The following is a 22,120-nucleotide window of genomic DNA, read 5'->3' on the forward strand; positions in this document are numbered from 1 at the left end:
GAGTATTTTTGTGTTTCAAAAAACAATATTACAATTTATATAAAAATGGCTTTAAACACAACCAACCCAACCGGGACTGAAGCGTGGAAAAATCTACAAAACCACTATAACGCAATTCATAACACCACATTACAAGAATTATTTCAGCAAGACACAGCTCGTGCAGAAAAATTTAACTTGCAATGGAATGACTTTTTGCTTGATTATTCTAAAAATAACATCACCCAGCAAACTATTACGCTTTTATTAGAATTTGCAAATTCAATTGGATTGAAAGATGCAATTGCTCAATATTTTGGTGGAGAAATCATCAATCAAACTGAGAATAGAGCCGTTTTACATACTGCTTTACGCGCACCAGAATCTGCTGTTATAAAAGTAGATGGAGAAAATGTGATTCCGGAAGTTTACGAGGTAAAAAATAAAATCAAAAACTTTACGCATGAAGTTGTCTCAGGCGAAAGAAAAGGTTTTACCGGAAAAGCGTTTACAGATGTTGTTAATATTGGTATTGGAGGTTCTGACTTAGGACCAGTGATGGCTGTTGAAGCATTGCAGTTTTACAAAAATCACCTGAATATTCATTTTGTTTCAAATGTAGATGGAGACCACGTCAACGAAGTCATAAAAAAGCTAAATCCAGAAACAACATTATTTGTAATAGTTTCTAAAACTTTTACAACACAAGAAACACTAACCAATTCTGAAACCATTAAAGAATGGTTTTTACAATCGGCTTCGCAGAAAGATATTGCCAAACATTTTGTGGCAGTTTCAACAAATATTCAAAAAGTAACAGAATTTGGTATTGATCCTGCAAATGTCTTCCCAATGTGGGATTGGGTTGGAGGAAGATTTTCTTTGTGGAGTGCCGTTGGACTAAGCATTAGTCTGGCAGTTGGTTTTGAGCATTATAATGAATTATTGAAAGGTGCCAACGAAATGGATGAGCATTTTAAATCATCTGAATTTGATCAAAACATCCCTGTAATTTTAGCTTTGCTAAGTATTTGGTACAATAATTTTTATGGCGCAGAAAGCGAAGCTTTGATTCCGTACACACAATATTTACAAAAATTAGCTCCTTATTTGCAGCAAGCTACAATGGAAAGTAATGGAAAAAGTGTTGGTCGCGACGGGAAACCTGTTAACTATCAGACTGGGACAATTATTTGGGGAGAGCCCGGAACTAACTCGCAACATGCTTTTTTTCAATTGATACACCAAGGGACAAAATTAATTCCGACAGATTTCATAGGCTTTGTAAGACCTTTATACAGAAATCAAGATCATCATGACAAATTAATGTCGAACTTTTTTGCACAGACAGAAGCTTTGATGACTGGAAAAACGGAGGCGCAAGTTCAGAGTGAATTTAACAAACAAGGCCTTTCGGCAGAAAAAGCATCTTATTTACTACCTTTTAAAGTTTTTACAGGCAATAAGCCAACCAATACTATTTTAATTCAGAAATTAACTCCAAAAACTCTGGGCTCACTAATTGCTTTATACGAACACAAAATTTTTGTGCAGGGGGTAATTTGGAACATTTTTAGTTTTGATCAATGGGGAGTAGAATTAGGAAAACAATTGGCAAATTCTATTCTGGAAGAAATCAATACAAAAACAGTTAAAAATCATGATAGTTCGACTTCATTTTTGTTGAATCATTTTTTAAAAAATAAATAAAAAGCAGAAAAAAGTTTTCTTAACAAATTGAAACGCCTTAATTTAACAATAATTAAGGCGTTTTTTTGTACAAATTGACCAATTTAAGATTAGAAAGCACCCTTCTTTGCATGTTTCGACTGACAACACCACCACTATACTTATTATTTTAACAAAATATACAGCCCCAAACCTAGAAAACAAACGTTTTATTTAATAAAAATTGAAAAAGTCATTTAAATCTGCAACACAAGTCCTAAATCGAAACTTTCTTAACATTTCGATAACATTAACTGATTTAATTGTTATAATTTTGCCAAAAACATTAAACTAACAAACTTAAGAAATGAAAAAAATTATTTTTATTTTGATTGTCTTACTATCGGCCATTGGGCATGCCCAAGTTACCAGCGCTGCAATGTCTGGTATGGTACGATCAAATAAAGGAGAAGCCCTTCCCGGCGCGACTGTTGAAATTCTTCATACACCAACTGGGACGAAGTACTTTTCAACAACTGATTTTGACGGAGGATACTCTGCACAAGGGCTTAGACCTGGTGGACCATACACGGTAAAAGTTAGCTACATTGGCTATAAAACGACTGCTATTACAGACATTACCGCTGGATTAGGAAATAACTTAACTGTAAACGTAACCATTGAGGAAGAACAAAATGCTTTACAAGAAGTAGTTGTTACGACTAAATCGAAAGGGAATTTTAATAAAGGAAGAACTGGAGCATCACAACAATTTTCAAACAGAGAAATCGCTGCAGTTCCAGTATTAGGAGCTCGTTCAATCAACTCTGTTACAAAATACAATGCAAATGCTGGTGCAAACGGAACTTTTGGTGGTCAGGATTCAAGATTAAACAACTTTACAATTGACGGATCTGTATTTAACAATGGTTTTGGACTAGGATCTGACTCTCAGGCTGGAGGCAGAACAGGTTCAACGGCTATTTCATTAGATGCTATTGAACAATTGCAAGTAAATATTGCTCCTTATGACGTTCGTCAATCAGGATTCTTAGGATCTGGAATAAACGCTGTTACAAGAAGTGGAACAAACGAAATTGAAGGATCTGTTTACACTTCTACAAGAAGCAATAAAAAGAGCTTTATTGGAACTCATCCTGGTAGTGATATAACAATTGTTCCTGGTAAATTTGAAGAAAAAATATGGGGAGCTCGTATTGGAGCACCAATCATCAAAGATAAATTATTCTTTTTTGGTAACCTTGAGACAATCGACAACACAAGCCCTGCTACGACATGGACTTCTACTGGGTCTCCTAACCCAAGTGGACAAATATCAAATCCTACTTATACTCAAATGGAAACATTATCTAACTTTATGAGAGATAAATTTGGATATGAAACAGGGCCTTGGGAAAATTATGACGCTGCAAAAACATCTAAAAAATTCTTAACAAGAATAGATTGGAACATCAACGATAATCACAAACTTACTGCTCGTTACGTATTTCATAACTCATCTTCAGACGAGTTGACTTCGAACTCTGCATCGTTAGGTTTTGGTAACAGAAGAACAAGCAATTTAGCGATGTCATATAAAAATAGTGGTTACACTATCTTAGACAACACAAGATCTATTGTAGTTGAGTTAAACAGTAAATTTGGTAACTCATGGTACAACAATTTTATTGCTGGTTACGACAAGCAAATTGAAGACAGAGGTTTACAAGGCGGTGGTTTATTCCCTACTATTGACATTAAAAATGGTACTGCAACAACAACAGGAACAACTACACTTATATCAGTAGGTTTAGACCCATTTACACAAGGAAATAAGCTTACTTATTCAACTTTACACTTTACAGATAATTTAACTAAAACTATTGGAAAACACTCTCTACTTTTAGGTGCTAACTTTGAATATTTTAAATCAAGTAACTTATTCTTCCAAGGATCAAACGGTGTTTTTATTTTTAACTCATTAGATGATTTTTACGCTGCTGCGACAGAATCTGTAAACAATGGAGGTGCGCCTTCAACTACTGTAGCTACTCTGCCAGTTAGAACTCAATTTAGATATTCTGCTTTACCAGGTGGTGCAGAACCATTACAAATTTTAAAATCAAACAAAATAGATTTGTATGCTCAGGACGAAATGAAGTTAAGCGACAAATTTAAATTAACAGTTGGTCTTAGAGCCTCTAGAGTTTGGTTTGCTGATACTGCATTAGAAAACCCTGCAGTAACTGCTATGACTTTTGCTAATGGCGAAAAGTTCAACACTGGAGATTTGCCTGATGCTCAATATTTATTCGAACCAAGACTTGGTTTCAATTTAGATTTAAACGGAAACGCTTCAACAATTGTTCGTGGAGGTTCTGGAATCTTTACAGGTAGAGCTCCATCAGTATACTTATCAAACCAAATTGGAAACAATGGAGTACTTTCAGGTGTTGTAGATGCAAGTACCACTAACGTAGCAACTGGCGGATATGGTTTTACACCAAGACCTGCTGATTATTTTACTCCTGCAACTCCTACATTGCCTGCTACATTTGACTTGGCTTTTACAGACAAAAAATTCAAATATCCACAAGTATGGAAAACTACTATGGCAGTTGACCAAAAACTTCCTTTTGGATTTGTAGGTACCGTTGAAGGTATTTTACAGAAAAACATTAATGCGATCAACTATTACAACGCTAACTTTGATGCTCCAGTAGGTACTTTTGTTGGTACTGATAACAGACCAAGATATTCACGTAACGATGCTGGTACAAGAGTTAATGATAATGTTTCAAATGGTATCGTTTTAACTAACTCTGACAAAGGATATTTCTACTCTACAACATTCAAATTAGAATATCCATACCAAAAAGGTCTATGGGGATCATTTGCCTACACACATTCTGAGGCTACAGACTTAATTTCTCCAGGATCAGTTGCATCTGGTTCTTGGACAGGTGCCAGATCTGTAAACGGAAATAATGATTTAGATGTTTCTTTATCAAACAACAACACTCCTCACCGTTTAGTGGGTGTTATTGGGTACAGAATCGAATATGGTAAAGGTTTGGGTGGTGCAACTTCTATAAACCTAGGATATATTGGAGAACAATCAAGCCCTTTCTCTTACGCTTATAGTGGTGACATGAATGGCGATCTAGTAAATGGAAATGATTTACTTTATGTACCAAATAATGCAAACGAATTACGTTTTTCTCCTCTTACAGTATCAAGTACAGTTGGTGGAGTTACAACAACTAGAACTTATACAGAAGCAGAACAACGAACTGCATTTGATGCCTATATCGATCAGGACAAATACCTACGTACAAGAAGAGGTAAATATGCAGAAAGAAATGGTGCTGTATTACCAATGCTACACAGATTAGACCTGTCTATCTCTCAAGACATTTACATTAAAATTGCTGGTAAAAAGAATTCATTCCAATTTAGAGCTGACATCTTAAACTTTACTAACATGTTAAATAAAGATTGGGGAATTAGCCAAAGAGCGACTAACGCAAACGTATTGGCATATAATACAACAACGGCTAATGTACCTTTTTACAGATTGGCAACACAAACAGACGTTAATGGAAACAGATTCTTAATTAAAGATACTTTCCAGAAAAATGCTTCAACATTTGATGTTTGGCAAGCACAATTTACACTTAGATATACATTTGGTAACTAATTTATCCTTTGTATTCTAAATAAGAAACAAAATAAATAATAAAATGCGGCATAGACTTTAGACTCTATGCCGTTTTTTTTACGCCTTTTTTTATTACATTTGAAAATAAAACAATTAATTTATGTATAATTTTATTCAAAAATTTCATTCAGGTTGGGCCTACTTGGCACTACTTTTATTATTGGTAGCGGTTGTAAATGCTATCATTGGTATCACTTCTAAAAAAGAATTTACCGCAAAAGATCGCAAAATTGGCCTGTTTGCCTTGATTGCAATTCACATTCAACTCTTGGTTGGATTGATTCTTTACTTTGTATCTCCGCTTGGAAAAGCTGCTTTCGGACAAATGTCAAATGCTGCGCTGCGACTTACATCATTAGAGCATCCATTAATCAACCTCATCGCCATTACTTTGATTACTATTGGCTGGTCTCAACACAAAAAACTAATTAACAGCAAAGACAAATTCAAAAAATTCGCCATCTTTTACGGATTAGGCTTAGTTCTTATATTGATCAGATTACCTTGGAGCCTTTGGTTTCAAAAATAAAAAACTACCCATTATAGGTCTTTTTTTATACAGGCACGTTATTTGCATAAGTCCCCAAACTATGAAAAATAAAAATATATGACTAATAAAAAAACCATAATAGTCTCAATTGTTGCCCTTCTCTTTTTGAGTTGTAGCTTTACATACTTAATGAGTCAGGCAAAACCAATTGATCCCAAAATAACACAAGACACCTTAAAAACGCCAAAAGAGAAGATTGCTATACCTACAGAAAGTGATTCTCTTTTTTCGGTCGAAGGTTTAAAACTAAAGCCATACAAAAAAACGGCGCACGCATCCTACTATGCTGACCGATTTAATGGAAAAAAGACCGCAGATGGCAGTCGGTTTAATAATAATAAATATACTGCTGCACACAAAAAACTTCCTTTTGGAACAAGACTTAAAGTAACCAACGAGGCTAACGGGAAGTTTGTAATTGTAAAAATTACCGATCGTGGCCCTTTTGTAAAAACCCGAGAATTGGATTTGTCTAAAAGAGCTTTTATGGACATAACGACCAATAAAGCGCATGGCGCCATGAAAGTTACTATAGAAATAATAATGAATTAATAAATATCCGAAAGCCTAAACCAGCTTTCGGATATTCATTATAATTCCGGTATGAATACCTTCGTGATAATTATTAAAGCTCAATCCGTCCTCAACATTGCTTAGGGTAAAACCCATACTTGTTGTGTACACATTGTAGCTTACAAACAGTTGTTTTCTAAAATCTTCTTCTGTTTGCTCTGCCGTTTTAGAAAGTAAACCTCTAATTTCTGCCACTTCTTCTTGCGAAACATCACCCTCTGGTTTTGTTCCTTTTTTGTATTTTTCTATAAATTCATCCGAAGCCAAAGTAGGTAAACCCGATAATTTATAGACCAAAACTTGTTGCGTAGCCACACAGTGACCAATGTTCCAGATTAGATTATTATTGAATCCGTTTGGGATTTTGTTGAGTTGTTCTAACGAATGACTATCGAGAACTTTTATCAAAATACTTCTAAGGGTTTTGTGCACTTCTAAAACTGACTTCATATTATATTTTTTTTTTGTAAAAATAATCAAATTTAAGGTTCAAATGAATTTTCTTTGCATTCTAAAACATTCAAAACCATGAACAAAATATACTACTTAGCGTCTTGCGATACGTGCCGAAAAATCATCAAAAATCTTCCGAAAGATAATAATCTGGCCTTTCATGACATAAAACAAACCCCAATAACTCCTGCAGAACTTGACGAGATGTACCAGCTTGCGGGAAGTTACGAAGCATTGTTTAGTAAAAAAGCACAATTGTACAAGTCTATGAACTTGAAAGACAAAGCCCTGACAGAAGATGATTTTAGAAAATACATTTTGGAACATTATACTTTTTTAAGCCGTCCTGTTTTTATTATTGATGGAAAAATTTTTATTGGTAATACACAGCCAAACATTCTTGCCATGATGAAAGCTTTAGGGCAATAATAAACTCTAAAAATTCTAAAAACCTCTGGGTTTGCGTTAGGGATAAAAGCAGAAATCCTTTTTTTGAGCTTTTTCTGCTCAAAAAAAGATTAGGAGCGGATAGCCCGCCCGAAGGGAACGCCCAAGAAAACTAAAATTTTAGCTCTAAAAAACGAGAAACTGTCACTTTGAATTTTTTAGTATCTTTGCGCCTTTATACTCAATTATATGATACAATCTATGACAGGGTTTGGCAAAGCTTCTTTGCAATTGCCTACAAAAAAAATTACCGTCGAAGTAAAATCCTTAAATAGTAAAGGTTTAGATTTAAACGTAAGAATGCCATCGCTTTATCGCGAAATGGAGCTGGGTTTGCGAACTCAAATATCGACTAAACTTGAAAGAGGAAAAGTAGATTTTGGAATTTACATTGAAAGTACTTCTGAGCAGACTTCGACCAAAGTAAATGTTCCTGTTGTAAAAAACTATATCGCACAGCTTAAGGAAGTTTATCCTGCTGCCGATGAAACTGAATTGATGAAAATGGCAGTTCGTATGCCTGACACGCTGAAAACCGAACGAGAAGAAATTGATGAAAACGATTGGGATCAGATTCAGGTAATCATAGAAGAAGCGCTTCAAAACATTCTGAATTTTAGAAAAGACGAAGGTGAATCTCTGGAAAAAGAATTCAACCTGCGTATCGGAAACATTCGCCAATACATGAATGATGCTTTGGCACTAGATCCGGAGCGCGTTCAGGCTATAAAAGATCGTTTGCAAAACGCAATTTCCGAGTTGAAAGTAAATGTGGATGAAAATCGTTTTGAGCAGGAACTGATCTATTATTTAGAAAAACTGGACATTACAGAAGAAAAAGTACGTTTGACCAACCATTTAGATTATTTCTTAGAGACGATCAAAGGAACCGAAGCCAATGGTAGAAAATTAGGCTTTATTACGCAGGAAATGGGTCGTGAGATCAACACAATGGGTTCAAAGTCCAATCATGCACAAATGCAGAAATTGGTAGTAATGATGAAAGATGAATTGGAGAAAATTAAAGAACAGGTTTTGAATGTTTTGTAAAGCTATAGGCTTTGAGCTGTAGGATAAAAAACAAAAGAATAAAAGCTTAAAGCGTATTGCTTAGAGCCTAAAGCACACATAATGAACAAAGGAAAATTAATTGTTTTCTCAGCCCCATCAGGATCAGGAAAAACAACTATAGTAAGACATTTACTTGGAAAGAAAGATTTGAATTTAGAATTTTCGATTTCCGCAGCCTCGCGTGAGCCACGTGGAGGAGAAATCAACGGGACAGATTATTATTTTATTTCGCTAGAAGAATTCAAAAAGCACATTAAAGCAGAAGATTTTTTAGAATGGGAAGAAGTGTATCGCGATAATTTCTACGGTACATTAAAATCGGAAATTGAACGAATTTGGGCTTTAGGAAAAAACGTGATTTTTGATATTGATGTTTCTGGCGGATTGCGTATCAAACATAAATTTCCAGAACAAACTTTGGCCGTTTTCGTAAAACCACCCAGCGTTGACGAATTGAAGCGCAGATTAAAAGAACGCTCGACCGAAAGCGATGACAAGATCAACATGCGCATCGCCAAAGCCTCGGTAGAATTGGCTACAGCGCCACAATTTGACACGATCATAAAAAATTACGATTTAGATACCGCTAAAGAAGAAGCGTATCAATTGGTAAAAGACTTTGTAAATAAATAAGTTAACACAGAGCTGCACAAAATAAAAGCGCAGAGAGACACAGATTTTTTTTAATTACTTTACGAATCTCTGTGAAATCTTCGTGAATCTCTTTGAAACAAGACAACTATGAAAGTAGGATTATATTTCGGAACGTACAACCCCATTCATGTTGGTCATTTGATTATTGCCAATCACATGGCCGAATTTGCAGATTTAGATCAGATTTGGATGGTGGTTACGCCGCATAATCCATTAAAAAAGAAGGCTACATTACTCGACGATCATCATCGTTTTCAAATGGTTTTTTTGGCTACTGAAGATTATCCAAAAATAAAACCTTCGGACATTGAATTTAAATTGCAGCAACCCAATTATACCGTAAATACCCTGGTTCATTTGCAGGAGAAATATCCCAATCACGAATTTTCATTAATTATGGGAGAAGACAATCTGAAAACGCTTCATAAGTGGAAAAACTACGAAGTTATTTTAGAGCATTATGACATCTATGTTTATCCCAGAATTTCTGCAGAAGAAGAAAATATAGAACTCAAATCACACCCCAAAGTACATATTATTGATGCGCCAATTGTAGAAATTTCGTCTACTTTTATTCGAAATAGCATCAAGGAAGGAAAAAACATTCAGCCCCTTTTACCGTCAAAAGTTTGGGAATATATTGATCACAACAATTTTTATAAGAAGTAAATAACCGCAATTTTGTCTTTACGAGGTACGAAGCAATCTCTCTAGAATACTACTCATTAAACTTAGCAAGTGAGATTGCTTCGTACCTCGCAAAGACTATGCTTTTCGCAGCCCTTACCAAAGGATATGAACGCAAAAAAAAGCCTGAATTTTAAAAATTCAGGCTTTTTAAGTTTTATGCCGTAACGCTAATCTGAGATTTTACTCGAGATCGTATATCGCTAAGAGATTCATTAACCAGAAGTTTTCCGTCTCTAAAAACTTCCTTCAATTCTCCTAGTTTTTCTTCTTCCCAGCTCACATTATCTTTTAATTGATAAATGCCATCAACTAAATCAATTCGCATTAATCCTTTTGCTGATTTTTTTGTACCATCATCTGTAATAGGATCTTTAAAAATGGCTCTTCCTTCACCATCCACTTCGCCGTAAGTGGCTTTCATGGCAAAACCAAACGTATCGCGGGTATTGTATTGATAGGTAAACGAACCAATCCCTAAAACCACATTAGTAGAAGCAAAACCTTTTGCTTTTAGACGCTCACAAATTTGAGTGGCACGAGCGACCGTAATACTATCGCCGTAAATGGCTCCAATTTGAGGCACAAGCTCTTTATATCCCTTTGCATTAACTTCACCACCAAAAACATTCCAAAGCAGCTCTATAACGCCTTGTTTTTCTTCTTCCGTCTTTCCGTTTGGATTTCCACAAATAATATCCACAGGATCGCCACTATCAGGTCTGATAACTACTTTTCCTTCTCTGGCAACAATAGTCTCTTTTAAACGCGGCAGATAATCTGTTAACACTTTCCATAAATCCCAGGTATCTGAAACTATCGATACAATTCCTTTTGGATATACTTCGGTAATTAATCTTTTGAAGGTTTCATATTCTCCTTCGGTAGTTCCCATGCACATTACAGAATGTTCTGTTGCGGCTACTGAACCTGCGATGAGTTCGTTATCTGAATTAGCGTTGTAATACTCTTCAAAAAAATCAATTGCCGGAATTGTATCCGATCCCGTAAAACTTAGCAAATGTCCTGCTGCTGAAGTTACTGCCGCTTCGATTCCGCCCATTCCTCTCATCGAGAAATCATGTCCTTGCCAATTGACAAAATCAGGTACCGATGACGTTTCAGCAGCATATTTGTCTAATACTTTTCTGTATTCTCTGGCAATTGTAGCCGAATTACAAGGCAACCAAATTACCGCAGAAAGTAAGGTTTCGAAATAATTCGTCAGCCAAAAAAACTCCGGAATCGTATTGTACATCGTAAACATAGGTACTCTAAGCGGAACGCTTGCGCCTTCTGGCAACGCTTTAAACACCATCGGAATGTACCCTAAATCGTGTAAATCTTCGATATGTTGGGTGCCAACCTGATTTTCGCCCAAATAGTTATTGATTCTTCGCGCGTATTTTTTAACCACTTCTTCTTTTGGTTGCTTGAAGAAATGAGTATCAAAATCATGAATGATATATTTTTTGATGAAATATTGCAATCCAAAAAATACGACCTCATCAAGACCTTCTATTCTTGATTTTCTTGGCGTCCAGTTAGAGTAGACTAAAGTTGTTTGGTTTGGGTATTGTCTTCTGTGGTCAACTTTGTAACCATCTGTTAATAGTAGTGGGTTCATATATTTTAGTTTAGTAAACTTTTAATTAATTCTTCTAATGTTTTAAATTGTTGAATATTATATTTTTCACATACAATATCGATATTACCTTTACGCCAAAAATTCTCGTCTACAACTACTTTCATTTTATTTGATTGAGCATACAATCCAAACTCAAGTAAAGAGATAGGTGACATCGTATCGCTTGCAAAATACATAATAATTATATCTGCTTTTTCTAAAGCATCAAGCTCCCAGTTTACCTGTTGCTTAAAACTATCATTTTCTATAGATTGTGACCAACTACTATTCCATTCGCTTCTTCGCGGATTAAAAAGTATATACTTATCTTTTAATAACTCTTCACACTTTTTTTGCCAGTTTACTGCTTTGTCCATTTCAATAGAACCAGCCAAAAATATTGTTTTCAAGCTATTTTTTAAAGGAATTTCTTCAGGAGCTTTATAAATTGTTTTCATTGTATTTATTTATTTCTTCCTTTTTCACCTGGATAAAATGTTTGCACTACATCGCTTTGCCAAAATGCTTTTGTTTCAATATCAAGACAAGTTAATTTTCCGTAAAAACCTGCTCCAGTATCAATATTCCAGACATTACAGCCTTGCATCGGAATCTCAATATTATAATGAATTGTTGGGGTGTGACCGATGTAAATTTCATTATAAAGCAACAATCTTTTAGGATAAGAAAGCGAATCTTTTTGGATTCTCCTATCCATCGTTAAACCCATTTCCCAAAGCGTTCTGTCCCAAGAAAAATTGCTGGCATAATGTTCTTTTTCTGGACCATGCATCGATGAAAAACCAGCGTGAATAAACAAATTATTATATTCATCTACAAAATAATCTTTCATATTTTCAAAAAAATCAAAATGCCTCTCTTTAACTACCGAATTAATGTTCTGATAACTTTCTATAGTAGATTTTCCTCCATGCAGAAACCAGATATCATTTACAACTCCGTTCTTTAGCCATTCGTGACACCAAACGTCATGATTTCCTCTTATAAAAATGCATTCTTGCTTTTGAGTCAAATGCATCAGAAAATCAATTACTTGCGCTGACTCACTCCAGCCATCAACATAATCTCCAAGAAAAATAAGTTTATCGTTTTCTTTAACCTCTACTTTTTCAAGTAATTGAATTAAAGCTTTTAAACCGCCGTGAATATCACCAAAAACTAATGTTCGTTTCATGATATCGCCAATTATTTAAACTTATTCAATAGCGCCAAATCCAATTTAATCAAAAAGTCTTTCCCGAATGTATCATTTTCTAATTCTTCATACAAAAACGAAGGAAGTACTTTATCACAATTTTGTTTATGACTTAAAATCGCCATGCATAAAGCTGCCACAGTATCTGTATCACCACCATAACCGATACTTGTTTTCAGGCAATCGTTCATAGAAGTAGCTTCTGAGACAATTTTTATAACAGCTTGAGTTGTGGGATATCCATGCATGTCAATTGGCGAAGTGATTCTATACGTTTCATTTTCTTTTAAAGTTTCATTCAAAAAAGCAGTCAAATTAGATCCATCACCTAAATTATATTTAAAATAATGAACAGCCAAAGCGATACGTTTCGCACAACTAATTCCTTCTGTTGTATGATGAGAAGTTTTTGCCTGAATCTCGCAGAAATCCATCAATTGATCAATATTTTTCAAATAGCCAATACCATACGCGCGCATTGCAGAACCATTTCCGTTACTGCCGTTATTGATTATCTTGATAAAATCAGATCCATTTTTACTCGCATCCAAAGCATTGTAAACTCTGTCTGAATACCCTCGCCTTTTGTCTCTGTGAAATACTTCGACAAACTTATCTGCAACTTTAATTTCGTTCCAATTTTCCTCTTCTAATAACAATTCTGAAATTGCAATGGCCATTTGGGTATCATCTGTATATCTCTTATAAATCTCGGTATAAAGCCCATGCTTGTGATAATGTGTCAAATTGTTGTTTTGAGAAATGAAATCTAAATCGCGAAATTCAAAACCTGCGCCATATGCATCGCCTATTGCTGCTTCTAGTATCATAACTATTGTTTTTGATTATTAATTTGAATGGAGTTTAATTCTTTTTAAGATGGAAACTCGATATATTTCACTGGAACTTCATCTGTCAACCAAACATTATTTTCAGACAAATAAAATGTAAATCCATCTCTAAACATTTCTCCGCTTTTGATTGTTAAAATCTGCGGAACTCCTCTTCTACTCCCCACTTTAATAGCCGTTTCTCTGTCTTTAGAAAGATGCACATGCTGACGGCTCATTTTTTGCAAACCTTTCTCTTTTATAGCGTCAATACTGGCTTGGACTGTTCCGTGATATAAATAATCTAATGGCTCGACGATTCTGAGATTCAATTCTACAGTAACAGAATGTCCTTGACTTGCCCTAATTTTGGTTTTATCTTCGTTAAAAGCAAAACGTTTTTTATCATTGTTTTCTACCACATAATCCAAAAGTTCTTTGTTCAAAACATTTCCGTTTCGAGAACATTTTGCGATTAATTCTTCAACATCGGCCCAGCCATTTTCATCTAATTTTAATCCGATGGTCTGTGGAGAATGTCTGAGAACTAAACTTAGAAATTTGCTAATATTTTTTGCTGTTTTTTCATTCATGATTCTAATTGTTTTTTTTGGTCTAGAAATCATAAACGGTTACTTCACTATCATTATCTGATAATATTTTTAAAATAATAGGTTCAATCTCTTCCCATTTTCCTCCTGCCAAGCCACATCCAATTCTAGGCATGTGAACACTTGCTTTGTTTTCTTTTGCGAATGAAGCTACTTCTTTCAAGCCATCCTCAATAGCATCATATCGTATTGGAGCATTTCCATTTTCATCTTTATTGATTTTATGCTGACCAATTAAATTTGCTACCCAAAGATCTTCTTCTACCTGAACAAACTGAACTTTTCCCAATTCAAAACCATCTTTTGATTTAAACCATTCTCTATATTGTTCTTCTGGTTTTTTCCATCTTTTTGAAATAGCCATTACAAATCCTTTTCCCCAACCTCCAATATCATTGCAGATATGCACTATTATTTTATTATCATCTGATTGAGGAGATGTTGCATCACCTTTTGTATATTTAATATCTTTCATTTCACTACTTATTTCAATTCATCCCTAACTTCCATCAAAGCAAAACCCAAAAGATTTAGACCTTTCCATTTTTCCGGATTCAAAACATCTTTATGATCGCTCGCCATTCCGATTCCCCAGATAGGGTCAACGGGGCTTGCCTCTACTAAAACTCTATCTTTTGTATTGATTAAAAATGCTTTTAAAGCCGCATGCTGACTGAACTTATGATAATTTCCTTGCTTTACCATTTCAAATCTATTTTCTAACCAAAGTTTATCATCGTAATTTTTAACTTCTCGACCTAACTTTTTCGCCTCGGCGGGAGAATTAGCCTTAATGATTTTTTCTAAAACTTCACTGTCATTAAACAACTCGGCTTTTTTGGCCATCATCCAATGTTCTGCTGTTTTGTAAATTATTTTATCAACTTCAAAAGAACTCAACCACCATTGGCTAAAACAAGTTTTGGTTATGGTTCCGTCTTTGCTAGGCTGATGTCCCCAGAAAAATAAAAATTTACTTTCTGATACTATATTTTGGATCGTGTATTTCATACCAACTCATTCAATGCTATTTGAAGTACTTTTTCATCCTCAAAATCTTTTACAGAATTGGTAGTGAATATTTTATCGAAACAATTGAGAACTTCAAAACCTTTATTGAAAATTCCGTGGCTTACGGCTAAGTATAATTTTCCAGCATTTTTCTTTTTTAATTCTTCGGCTAAGCCAACAAAAGTTCCGCCACCATCACAAATATCATCAACAATCAAACAATCTACACCGTTTAAATCATCTTCATACACTTTAAAACCAGACAATCTGCCCGTTTTTACATCACGGCTTTTACTGCATTCTACGACCTCAACTCCGCCCAAAAACTCAGAAACTTTGTAGATTTTTTTGAGAGCGCCACCATCTGGAGAAATCAATTTTACGTTTTCGCCAATTACTTTTAAAACTTCTTTTATGAAAGTATGATTCGGAATCACTTCGCAATTGTTGACCAACGCCGGCGTAACTTCAGAGTGCGCATCAAAAACAAAAACTTTATTAAGTTGTAAAGCATTGATAATATCGGCATACACTTTTACAGAAAGAGATTCTCCTTTTATCATCACACGATCCTGTCTTGCAGCTGGAAAATAAGGAATAAACAAATCGATTACTTGAACATCCATTCTGCGTAAGGCATCAACCGTAATACACAACAAACCTAAATCGTTGAAGGAATTTAATCGGTGCGTGATGGTTACTTTTTGACTAACATCAAAATTAGGATCGATTTTAATGTGTGGTTCTCCCCCAAAAAAGGTAAAACTTTGAAATTTGATTTCTTCCTGATTAAGAAATGGAGTAAATTTTGGGTCTAAATTAAGTATCATAGTTTTTTAGTTTGCGTTAATATTACGCAAATATAGATTAATATTTTTGTTCTACAATTTATTTTGTGTAAAATTTACGCAAACTTTATTTCAAAGTGAAACCCTTGCTCTAACAAAGCATTGTATTTCAATTTATTAAATCGAAATAATTTAGCGGGTCTACCATTTTTTACCGGCGAAAAATGATCTGTTTGTTCCAAAAAACCATAACTAAGTATTTTTTTTCTGAAATTTCTTCGATCAATTTCTTTTTCTAAAATGGTACAATAAAGATTTTCGAGATCAGAAAACAAAAATTCAGGCGGTAGTAAATCAAATCCAATTGGTTCATAAGTTAGTTTGGCCTTTAATCGTGAAATGGCTTTTTCAATAATTAAGTTATGATCAAATGCCAAAGTTGGAATTGCATCTATTTTAAACCATTGTACTTTTTCGGCATCTGAATCGGCTTTGATTTCAAGATTGGAAGCATCGACCAAAGCATAGTACGCAACAGAAATTACGCGGTTTCGAGAATCTCTATAAATATCATCCCCAAAAGTATAAAGCTGTTCCATGAAAGTTAACTGAACATTGGTTTCTTCATGCAGCTCTCTGATAACGGCATCACTTAACGATTCATCATTTTTTACCAAACCGCCCGGAAGCGCCCAGTATTGATCTGCCGAACCAAATTTTTGTTCAATCAAAAGCACGTATAAACTATTGTTTTTATATCCAAAAACAATGGCATCAACGGCAATTCTAATATTTTGAAAATTTTCCATAACTCAAACACATTAACAACAAATATAACTATTGAAGTTCCCTGTTGTTATACTAAAACGAAAAAGTTTGCCATGAATTTCAGTAATTTTCCTAATTTAATTTTAGTTTACCTGTACATCTTTCTTTAGGTTTAAACTGCAATCCGTTTGATTTTTTTTAACTGCTATATCAGCCTTAACTTCATAGGTTCCTGCAGTTTCATAAATATGTGTTACTTTTAAACCTTTTACAGCTGCTTTTCCATCGCCAAACGACCATGTTACATCATTTAAGGTTCCGCTTCCCTCGTATTTAATTGAATACGTAATTTTCTTGGCATTAAGCGGATCTAAAGAATATTGTATCTCAACTACAGATGATTGTCCCCAACAATCTGTTATTCTGTCTAAGTCTTCTTCGGTGCAGGAATTAATAACAAAAAATGCTGTTATAATTAATAAAAACTTTACAGGTGTTTTCATTTTAGGTTATTTAGAAATTTGGTTAATTAAATATTTATTAAAAGTAAACTAAGACACAATTAAATACTTACATTCTATTACCTAAAAACAATTTTAATTCTTTTCCAATACTCTCATAAAATGAGTTCAGATTGTTGTTTTTAGCGGTTAGTAAATAAACAAACTCCTCAGGAACGTGAAAACTATTCCAGACCAATTGCAATTTATTTTCCTTGATATATTTCCTTGCATTGCAGTTCCAGGTTACTGCAATACCTGTATTTTTAGAAAGCATTTCGAGCATTTCAGATTCAAACGGAATAATATAATTGGGCACCATTGATGGCCTTTTTTTATTAAAAGCGTGCAACCAAAATAATTTTACGTACGGAATTCTCGCGTCGTGGCTGTACCATTTTTGTTCATTCAGCCATTGTTCTGTCTCAGATAAATTATCTGATTTTAGTTTCTGACGAAAATCTGTTATGTCTAAACTTGTTGGCGCTACCATTACCAATTTAATTTTTCCGACAATTTCATACATTGTATCAAACGTATCAAATCTTTTGGTTACGATGGCAAAATCGAGTTTTTTAGCATCAACGAGCGCAAAAAGAGCATCGTCTTCTGCAAAGGTAAAATCGATAAAATCGAATTTAGAAATTAAGATACTTCCACAACTATTGAATAAATCCTTGGAGATACCTACAGAAATCAACCGAACCGAATCTTCTGCTTTTGCCCTAAACCCACTTTCAACGTTTTCTAATCGATCTAGTGCGTCAATGATCAAATTATTGAGTAACTTAGCGTATTCCGTAGGTTCGACACCTTTCGATTTTCGGTTAAACAATTTATAACCAACATGTGCTTCTAACATCGCAATTTGCTGGCTAACAGCAGGCTGACTCATAAACAATTCTTTAGAAGCCACCGAAAAATTTCCATTTTTGTAGACAGACTTAAAAGTTCTGTACCATTCCAGATTTACCATGATATAGATATATTTATAACAAACATAGTTTATTTTATTTTTACTAATATCACTTTAGTCGTAAATTTGTAAAAAATTATTCACTAATGAAGAAAATAGCCTTAATCGCAATTATGACATTGATAACTGGAAACGTTTCAGTTATGGCTCAAAAATTAAATAAAAAAGAGATGAAAAAAGTATTATTTGTTGTTACTAGTAATGATAAACTAGGCAACACAGGAGAGAAAACAGGATTTTGGTCAGAAGAATTTGCTGCACCTTATTATGAATTATTAGACAAAGGTATCGAAATTACAATTGCATCACCACTTGGAGGCCAGCCACCCATTGATCCTAAAAGTGCCGATCCTGCATCTGCAACCGAAGACACCAAGCGTTTTGATGCCGATACAACATTACAGGAAAAATTAAAAAACACGCACAAACTTTCTACAATTGACCAAAAAGATTATGATGCTGTATTTTACCCAGGCGGACACGGACCTTTGTGGGATTTGGTCGAAGATAAAAATTCTATCGCTTTGATCGAATCTTTTTACAATCATAAAAAACCTGTTGCTTTTGTATGTCATGCGCCAGCAGTTTTAAAAAATGTAAAAGTGAACGGTGAATTTCTAGTAAAAGGCAAAAAAGTAACCGGATTTACAAATGAAGAAGAAGAAGCAGTTGGTTTAACAAAAGTGGTTCCGTTTTTATTAGAAGATGCGTTGACTCAAAACGGAGCAAAATTCTCAAAAATAGGCAATTGGCAACCTTATGCTGTTGAGGACGGATTGCTAATTACGGGACAAAATCCAGCCTCGTCTAAGTTAGTTGCTGGTAAATTATTGGAAAAATTGAACAAATAAGGTTCTAAGTTGCTGAGTCGCTAAGTTCCTAAGATTTGAATATCTTAAAAAAACTTAGCGACTTAGTATCAAATAAAATATTAATAAAAAAGATATCGAGTTGCCAGGATTTAAAAATTAGAACCTTAACAACTTAGTATCTCAGAAACTTAAAAAAAATGTTAAACTTTGAATTATACAATCCAACGAATTTAATCTTCGGAAAAGGACAAATAGAAAAGCTATCTACTTTAGTGCCAAAGGATGCCAAAATACTATTGGCGTATGGCGGAGGAAGTATTTTTAAAAACGGAATTCACGAACAAGTCATCCAAAATTTAAAAGGTTTTGATATTGTAGAATTTGGCGGAATAGAGCCAAATCCACATTTTGAAACTTTGATGAAAGCGGTTGAAGTCATTAAAGCCGAAAAAATTGATTTTATTCTGGCTGTAGGTGGTGGTTCTGTTATTGATGGTGTAAAATTTATTTCGGCAGCTGTTAATTTTGATGGCAATCCGATTGATATTTTGCAAAAGCGTATTCTCATTAAAGAAAATGCAGTGCCTTTTGGAACCGTTTTGACTTTGCCAGCAACAGGGAGCGAAATGAATTCTGGAGCAGTGGTAACCATTCAGGCGACACAAGAGAAATTGGCTTTTGGTGGTAGCGCAATGTTTCCTAAATTCTCTATTTGCGACCCAACTGTTATTGCTTCTTTACCAAAAAGACAATTGCAAAATGGTGTTGTAGATGCTTACACGCATGTAATGGAGCAATATTTAACGTATCCGCACGAAGGTTATTTACAAGACCGAATTGCCGAAGGTATTTTGCAAACCCTAATAGAAGTAGGTCCAAAAGTGGTAGAAAACCCAACGGATTATGCGTTGGCTTCTAATTTTATGTGGAGTTGTACAATGGCGCTAAACGGCTTGATTCAGAAAGGAGTTCCTTCAGACTGGGCGACACACATGATTGGTCACGAACTAACGGCTTTGTACGGCATTGATCATGCGAGAACGTTGGCAATTATCGGGCCTAGTTTGTACCGTGTGATGTTTGAAACAAAAAAGGAAAAATTAGCACAATACGGAAGAAGAATTTTCAACCTAACGGGTACTGATGATGAAGTGGCTAGAGAAGCGATCAACCAAACTGTAGTTTTTTTCCATACTATGGGAATGGACACCAAACTTTCTGAATACACTGATGATTACTCAAAAACAGCCGACTTTATTGTTAACCGTTTCGAGGAAAGAGGTTGGAAAGGATTGGGTGAAAAACAATTAGTTACTTTAGAAAAAGTAAAATCGATTGTCGAAATGAGTTATTAAAAACTTCATTTAATTATAATAAAAAGGCGTTCTTAAACATACTTAAGAACGCCTTTTTATTATACTAAAGACAAAACTAACTCAATTCTTGGCAAACTTATTAATGTCCCAATTTAGAAAGAGCTACAACATAGCTGTTGTTATTTTATTTCGCAGTCTATACAATATTTTTTTATAAATGATTAAGATACAACTGAAAGAAGTGTCTTATTTAAAATCTTCATTCAGTTTCTTCTGAAAAGATGCTGCCAGTATTTCAATCTCCTGCTTGATATTTTTCAGTTCGATGTTCTTCTTTTCTTCAAAAATTTTTCGTTTAAAAAATGATTTCAGGTCATAACTATTGTTTTTGTTTTTTAATATCAGGGTTCCGATTTCTGGTTTTTTTGCCTCATTAAATCTTATACCTGTCAATACATACGCAGTATCGCCTTTACCAAACATCCCTTCAATATTTTTTCCTTTCGAAAAATTATCTGCCAATAAATTGAAGTTTTCCTCCATTGTTATTGAACTATTTATACTTGATGAAAATATCTCATACATCAACTCTGATTCTTTTCGCCCTTCATAATTTATTTCTTCAGAACTTAAAATTTTAGCTTCGATTGTATTATCTGATTCATAATACACTATACTTCCTGTCTCTTCCGGAATTACATCGTTTATTTCTAAAGATGAAACAGACATGATTACTTTTTCCCCAATAATTAATTGGCTTACATATTTATTACCTATTTTTTGCCTGCTGATTTTACCTGTTTTTTCTGTATTAAATTCGGTAATTGAGATGGTATTATTTTTTAATTCAAAATGAAAACGATTAAAATAATGTGTTGCAAAAAGGTCACAATCAAAAGCTTGCAAAACGCCGTTTTTCCAGTATTTTGAAATAAACTGGCGATCAAACTTTATATATTCTACACCGTCTATTATTTTTCCGTCCTTATACGTAGACTTTATATTATAATTTGGATGTTTATAATTGTCCAAATTTTCTAAATAATTATTAGAAAATTGATATTTTTTTTCACCTTTTTCGTAATAATCAACATAATTAAACTCCCTCAAATCTGCTGAAAAATATCCTGAATAAGGCTGTTCATTTTTATAAATCCCTTCATAAGAATCCTTAACATCATCTGCAATAGCAAAAGAGCGATTAGCTATTTTCGAGAGTTTTCCGTTCGTATAATATTTCGATTTCAGGATATTGGTTTCATCTTTACTTTCGTAATTGCTCATGTAAAAAATCTCTTCGGTAATTACGCCGTTTTTATAGATTGTTGCACTTTCAGCCTTAACTAATTTTCCTTCATAAGGCAAACCATTTTTATATTCCAGTTTTCCGGTAACTTGTCCACTTTCATAAAAAATAGTTTCACCATTTATCACGTCGTTTACACAGGTATATGTTTTAATAACATCATCAATATTGTACTTGAAAACTTTTTGCAATCCGTTTTTCTTAAAATCTACCAAATGAACTAACTCATAATCATCTTCTCCTATTTTCACAATAAATGTTCCATTGTAGGGCTTATCGTTTTTGTAGATACCTTTAGCGACAATACTGTCTTTATCGGATTTTACGATTGATTCGCCTTCTTTTAAACCTTTTACATAGTTCTCGTTTATTATTAAGCCGCTCAAAAAATGATTGTCAAAATTTCCTTCAAAAGGTTCTCCATTTTTATATGTTCGCTTTTTCATTACGGTTTCATTTTTATCATAAACCACCTCATCACCCACTTTTTTACCATCGAGATACTTAGTAAATTCCTGAATTTTACCGTTTGGATAATATTTAATTTCTTCTCCTG

23 protein-coding genes are annotated in these 22,120 nt (G+C 34.2%); 10 read left to right on the forward strand and 13 right to left on the reverse strand.

Annotated elements, in window-relative coordinates; translation table 11 throughout:
- The first annotated feature begins 45 nt into the window (after positions 1 to 45).
- The 4 genes from pgi to LNP22_RS04115 all read left to right on the forward strand — a co-directional run bounded on the left by pgi (position 46) and on the right by LNP22_RS04115 (position 6,470).
- On the forward strand, positions 46 to 1,689 hold the full coding sequence (pgi, locus tag LNP22_RS04100) for a glucose-6-phosphate isomerase (protein ID WP_229975455.1): 1,644 nt from the start codon (positions 46 to 48) through the stop codon (positions 1,687 to 1,689).
- Positions 1,690 to 2,014: 325 nt separating this feature from the next.
- Positions 2,015 to 5,347 carry a TonB-dependent receptor gene (locus tag LNP22_RS04105; RefSeq protein WP_229975456.1) on the forward strand — a complete coding sequence of 1,111 codons (3,333 nt, stop codon included), beginning with the start codon at positions 2,015 to 2,017 and terminating at the stop codon, positions 5,345 to 5,347.
- Positions 5,348 to 5,468: 121 nt separating this feature from the next.
- Positions 5,469 to 5,897, forward strand: coding sequence for a hypothetical protein (locus LNP22_RS04110; protein ID WP_229975457.1), 429 nt, complete (start codon positions 5,469 to 5,471; stop codon positions 5,895 to 5,897).
- 78 nt (positions 5,898 to 5,975) lie between these two features.
- Positions 5,976 to 6,470 (forward strand): septal ring lytic transglycosylase RlpA family protein, encoded by a 495-nt coding sequence (locus LNP22_RS04115; protein ID WP_229975458.1) that lies wholly within the window; start codon positions 5,976 to 5,978, stop codon positions 6,468 to 6,470.
- 15 nt (positions 6,471 to 6,485) lie between these two features.
- Here LNP22_RS04115 and LNP22_RS04120 read toward each other — a convergent pair whose 3' ends face one another.
- Positions 6,486 to 6,941, reverse strand: a complete 456-nt coding sequence (locus LNP22_RS04120) for a DinB family protein (RefSeq protein ID WP_229975459.1) — start codon at positions 6,939 to 6,941, stop codon at positions 6,486 to 6,488.
- Between the two features lie 78 nt (positions 6,942 to 7,019).
- On the opposite strand from LNP22_RS04120, the gene LNP22_RS04125 reads away from it, so the two are divergent.
- The 4 genes from LNP22_RS04125 (at position 7,020) to nadD (ending at position 9,785) form a co-directional block, all read left to right on the forward strand.
- Positions 7,020 to 7,373, forward strand: coding sequence for an arsenate reductase family protein (locus LNP22_RS04125; RefSeq protein ID WP_229975460.1), 354 nt, complete (start codon positions 7,020 to 7,022; stop codon positions 7,371 to 7,373).
- 207 nt (positions 7,374 to 7,580) lie between these two features.
- Positions 7,581 to 8,441: a YicC/YloC family endoribonuclease gene (locus LNP22_RS04130; RefSeq protein ID WP_210667765.1), complete on the forward strand. Its 861-nt coding sequence runs from the start codon at positions 7,581 to 7,583 to the stop codon at positions 8,439 to 8,441.
- An 81-nt stretch (positions 8,442 to 8,522) separates the two neighbouring features.
- Positions 8,523 to 9,095 carry a guanylate kinase gene (gene gmk / locus LNP22_RS04135; protein WP_229975461.1) on the forward strand — a complete coding sequence of 191 codons (573 nt, stop codon included), beginning with the start codon at positions 8,523 to 8,525 and terminating at the stop codon, positions 9,093 to 9,095.
- A 108-nt stretch (positions 9,096 to 9,203) separates the two neighbouring features.
- Positions 9,204 to 9,785: a nicotinate (nicotinamide) nucleotide adenylyltransferase gene (nadD, locus tag LNP22_RS04140; protein WP_229975462.1), complete on the forward strand. Its 582-nt coding sequence runs from the start codon at positions 9,204 to 9,206 to the stop codon at positions 9,783 to 9,785.
- Positions 9,786 to 9,960: 175 nt separating this feature from the next.
- Here the strand turns inward: nadD and LNP22_RS04145 are convergent, their stop codons facing one another.
- The 11 genes from LNP22_RS04145 to LNP22_RS04195 all read right to left on the reverse strand — a co-directional run bounded on the left by LNP22_RS04145 (position 9,961) and on the right by LNP22_RS04195 (position 18,130).
- A complete protein-coding gene (locus LNP22_RS04145; RefSeq protein ID WP_229975463.1) occupies positions 9,961 to 11,430 on the reverse strand; it encodes a nicotinate phosphoribosyltransferase in 1,470 nt (489 codons plus the stop codon).
- Between the two features lie 5 nt (positions 11,431 to 11,435).
- A complete protein-coding gene (locus tag LNP22_RS04150; RefSeq protein WP_229975464.1) occupies positions 11,436 to 11,888 on the reverse strand; it encodes a nucleoside 2-deoxyribosyltransferase domain-containing protein in 453 nt (150 codons plus the stop codon).
- 5 nt (positions 11,889 to 11,893) lie between these two features.
- A complete protein-coding gene (locus tag LNP22_RS04155; RefSeq protein WP_229975465.1) occupies positions 11,894 to 12,625 on the reverse strand; it encodes a metallophosphoesterase family protein in 732 nt (243 codons plus the stop codon).
- 11 nt (positions 12,626 to 12,636) lie between these two features.
- Positions 12,637 to 13,476, reverse strand: a complete 840-nt coding sequence (locus tag LNP22_RS04160; protein ID WP_229975466.1) for an ADP-ribosylglycohydrolase family protein — start codon at positions 13,474 to 13,476, stop codon at positions 12,637 to 12,639.
- 44 nt (positions 13,477 to 13,520) lie between these two features.
- The gene (locus LNP22_RS04165; protein WP_229975467.1) at positions 13,521 to 14,069 is read right to left on the reverse strand and encodes an RNA 2'-phosphotransferase; all 549 of its coding nucleotides are present in this window, start codon (positions 14,067 to 14,069) and stop codon (positions 13,521 to 13,523) included.
- Positions 14,070 to 14,091: 22 nt separating this feature from the next.
- Entirely contained in the window at positions 14,092 to 14,562 is a 471-nt protein-coding gene (locus tag LNP22_RS04170) for a macro domain-containing protein (protein ID WP_229975468.1), read from the reverse strand.
- Positions 14,563 to 14,570: 8 nt separating this feature from the next.
- Positions 14,571 to 15,098: a riboflavin biosynthesis intermediates N-glycosidase gene (ybiA, locus tag LNP22_RS04175; RefSeq protein WP_229975469.1), complete on the reverse strand. Its 528-nt coding sequence runs from the start codon at positions 15,096 to 15,098 to the stop codon at positions 14,571 to 14,573.
- The gene (prs, locus tag LNP22_RS04180) at positions 15,095 to 15,928 is read right to left on the reverse strand and encodes a ribose-phosphate diphosphokinase (protein WP_229975470.1); all 834 of its coding nucleotides are present in this window, start codon (positions 15,926 to 15,928) and stop codon (positions 15,095 to 15,097) included. Before prs ends, ybiA begins: the two co-directional genes overlap by 4 nt.
- 74 nt (positions 15,929 to 16,002) lie before the next feature.
- Entirely contained in the window at positions 16,003 to 16,695 is a 693-nt protein-coding gene (locus LNP22_RS04185) for an NUDIX hydrolase (protein WP_229975471.1), read from the reverse strand.
- A 102-nt stretch (positions 16,696 to 16,797) separates the two neighbouring features.
- Positions 16,798 to 17,157 (reverse strand): PKD domain-containing protein, encoded by a 360-nt coding sequence (locus tag LNP22_RS04190; RefSeq protein WP_229975472.1) that lies wholly within the window; start codon positions 17,155 to 17,157, stop codon positions 16,798 to 16,800.
- Positions 17,158 to 17,224: 67 nt separating this feature from the next.
- The gene (locus LNP22_RS04195) at positions 17,225 to 18,130 is read right to left on the reverse strand and encodes a LysR family transcriptional regulator (protein ID WP_210666079.1); all 906 of its coding nucleotides are present in this window, start codon (positions 18,128 to 18,130) and stop codon (positions 17,225 to 17,227) included.
- 86 nt (positions 18,131 to 18,216) lie between these two features.
- On the opposite strand from LNP22_RS04195, the gene LNP22_RS04200 reads away from it, so the two are divergent.
- Together LNP22_RS04200 and LNP22_RS04205 are read left to right on the forward strand one after the other, a co-directional pair.
- Positions 18,217 to 18,981, forward strand: coding sequence for a type 1 glutamine amidotransferase domain-containing protein (locus LNP22_RS04200; protein ID WP_229975473.1), 765 nt, complete (start codon positions 18,217 to 18,219; stop codon positions 18,979 to 18,981).
- Between the two features lie 158 nt (positions 18,982 to 19,139).
- Entirely contained in the window at positions 19,140 to 20,297 is a 1,158-nt protein-coding gene (locus LNP22_RS04205) for an iron-containing alcohol dehydrogenase (protein WP_229975474.1), read from the forward strand.
- 207 nt (positions 20,298 to 20,504) lie between these two features.
- Here LNP22_RS04205 and LNP22_RS04210 read toward each other — a convergent pair whose 3' ends face one another.
- A complete protein-coding gene (locus tag LNP22_RS04210) occupies positions 20,505 to 22,010 on the reverse strand; it encodes a hypothetical protein (RefSeq protein WP_229975475.1) in 1,506 nt (501 codons plus the stop codon).
- Positions 22,011 to 22,120 lie beyond the last annotated feature (110 nt).

This window comes from Flavobacterium flavipigmentatum, assembly GCF_020911905.1.
GTDB lineage: Bacteria > Bacteroidota > Bacteroidia > Flavobacteriales > Flavobacteriaceae > Flavobacterium > Flavobacterium flavipigmentatum.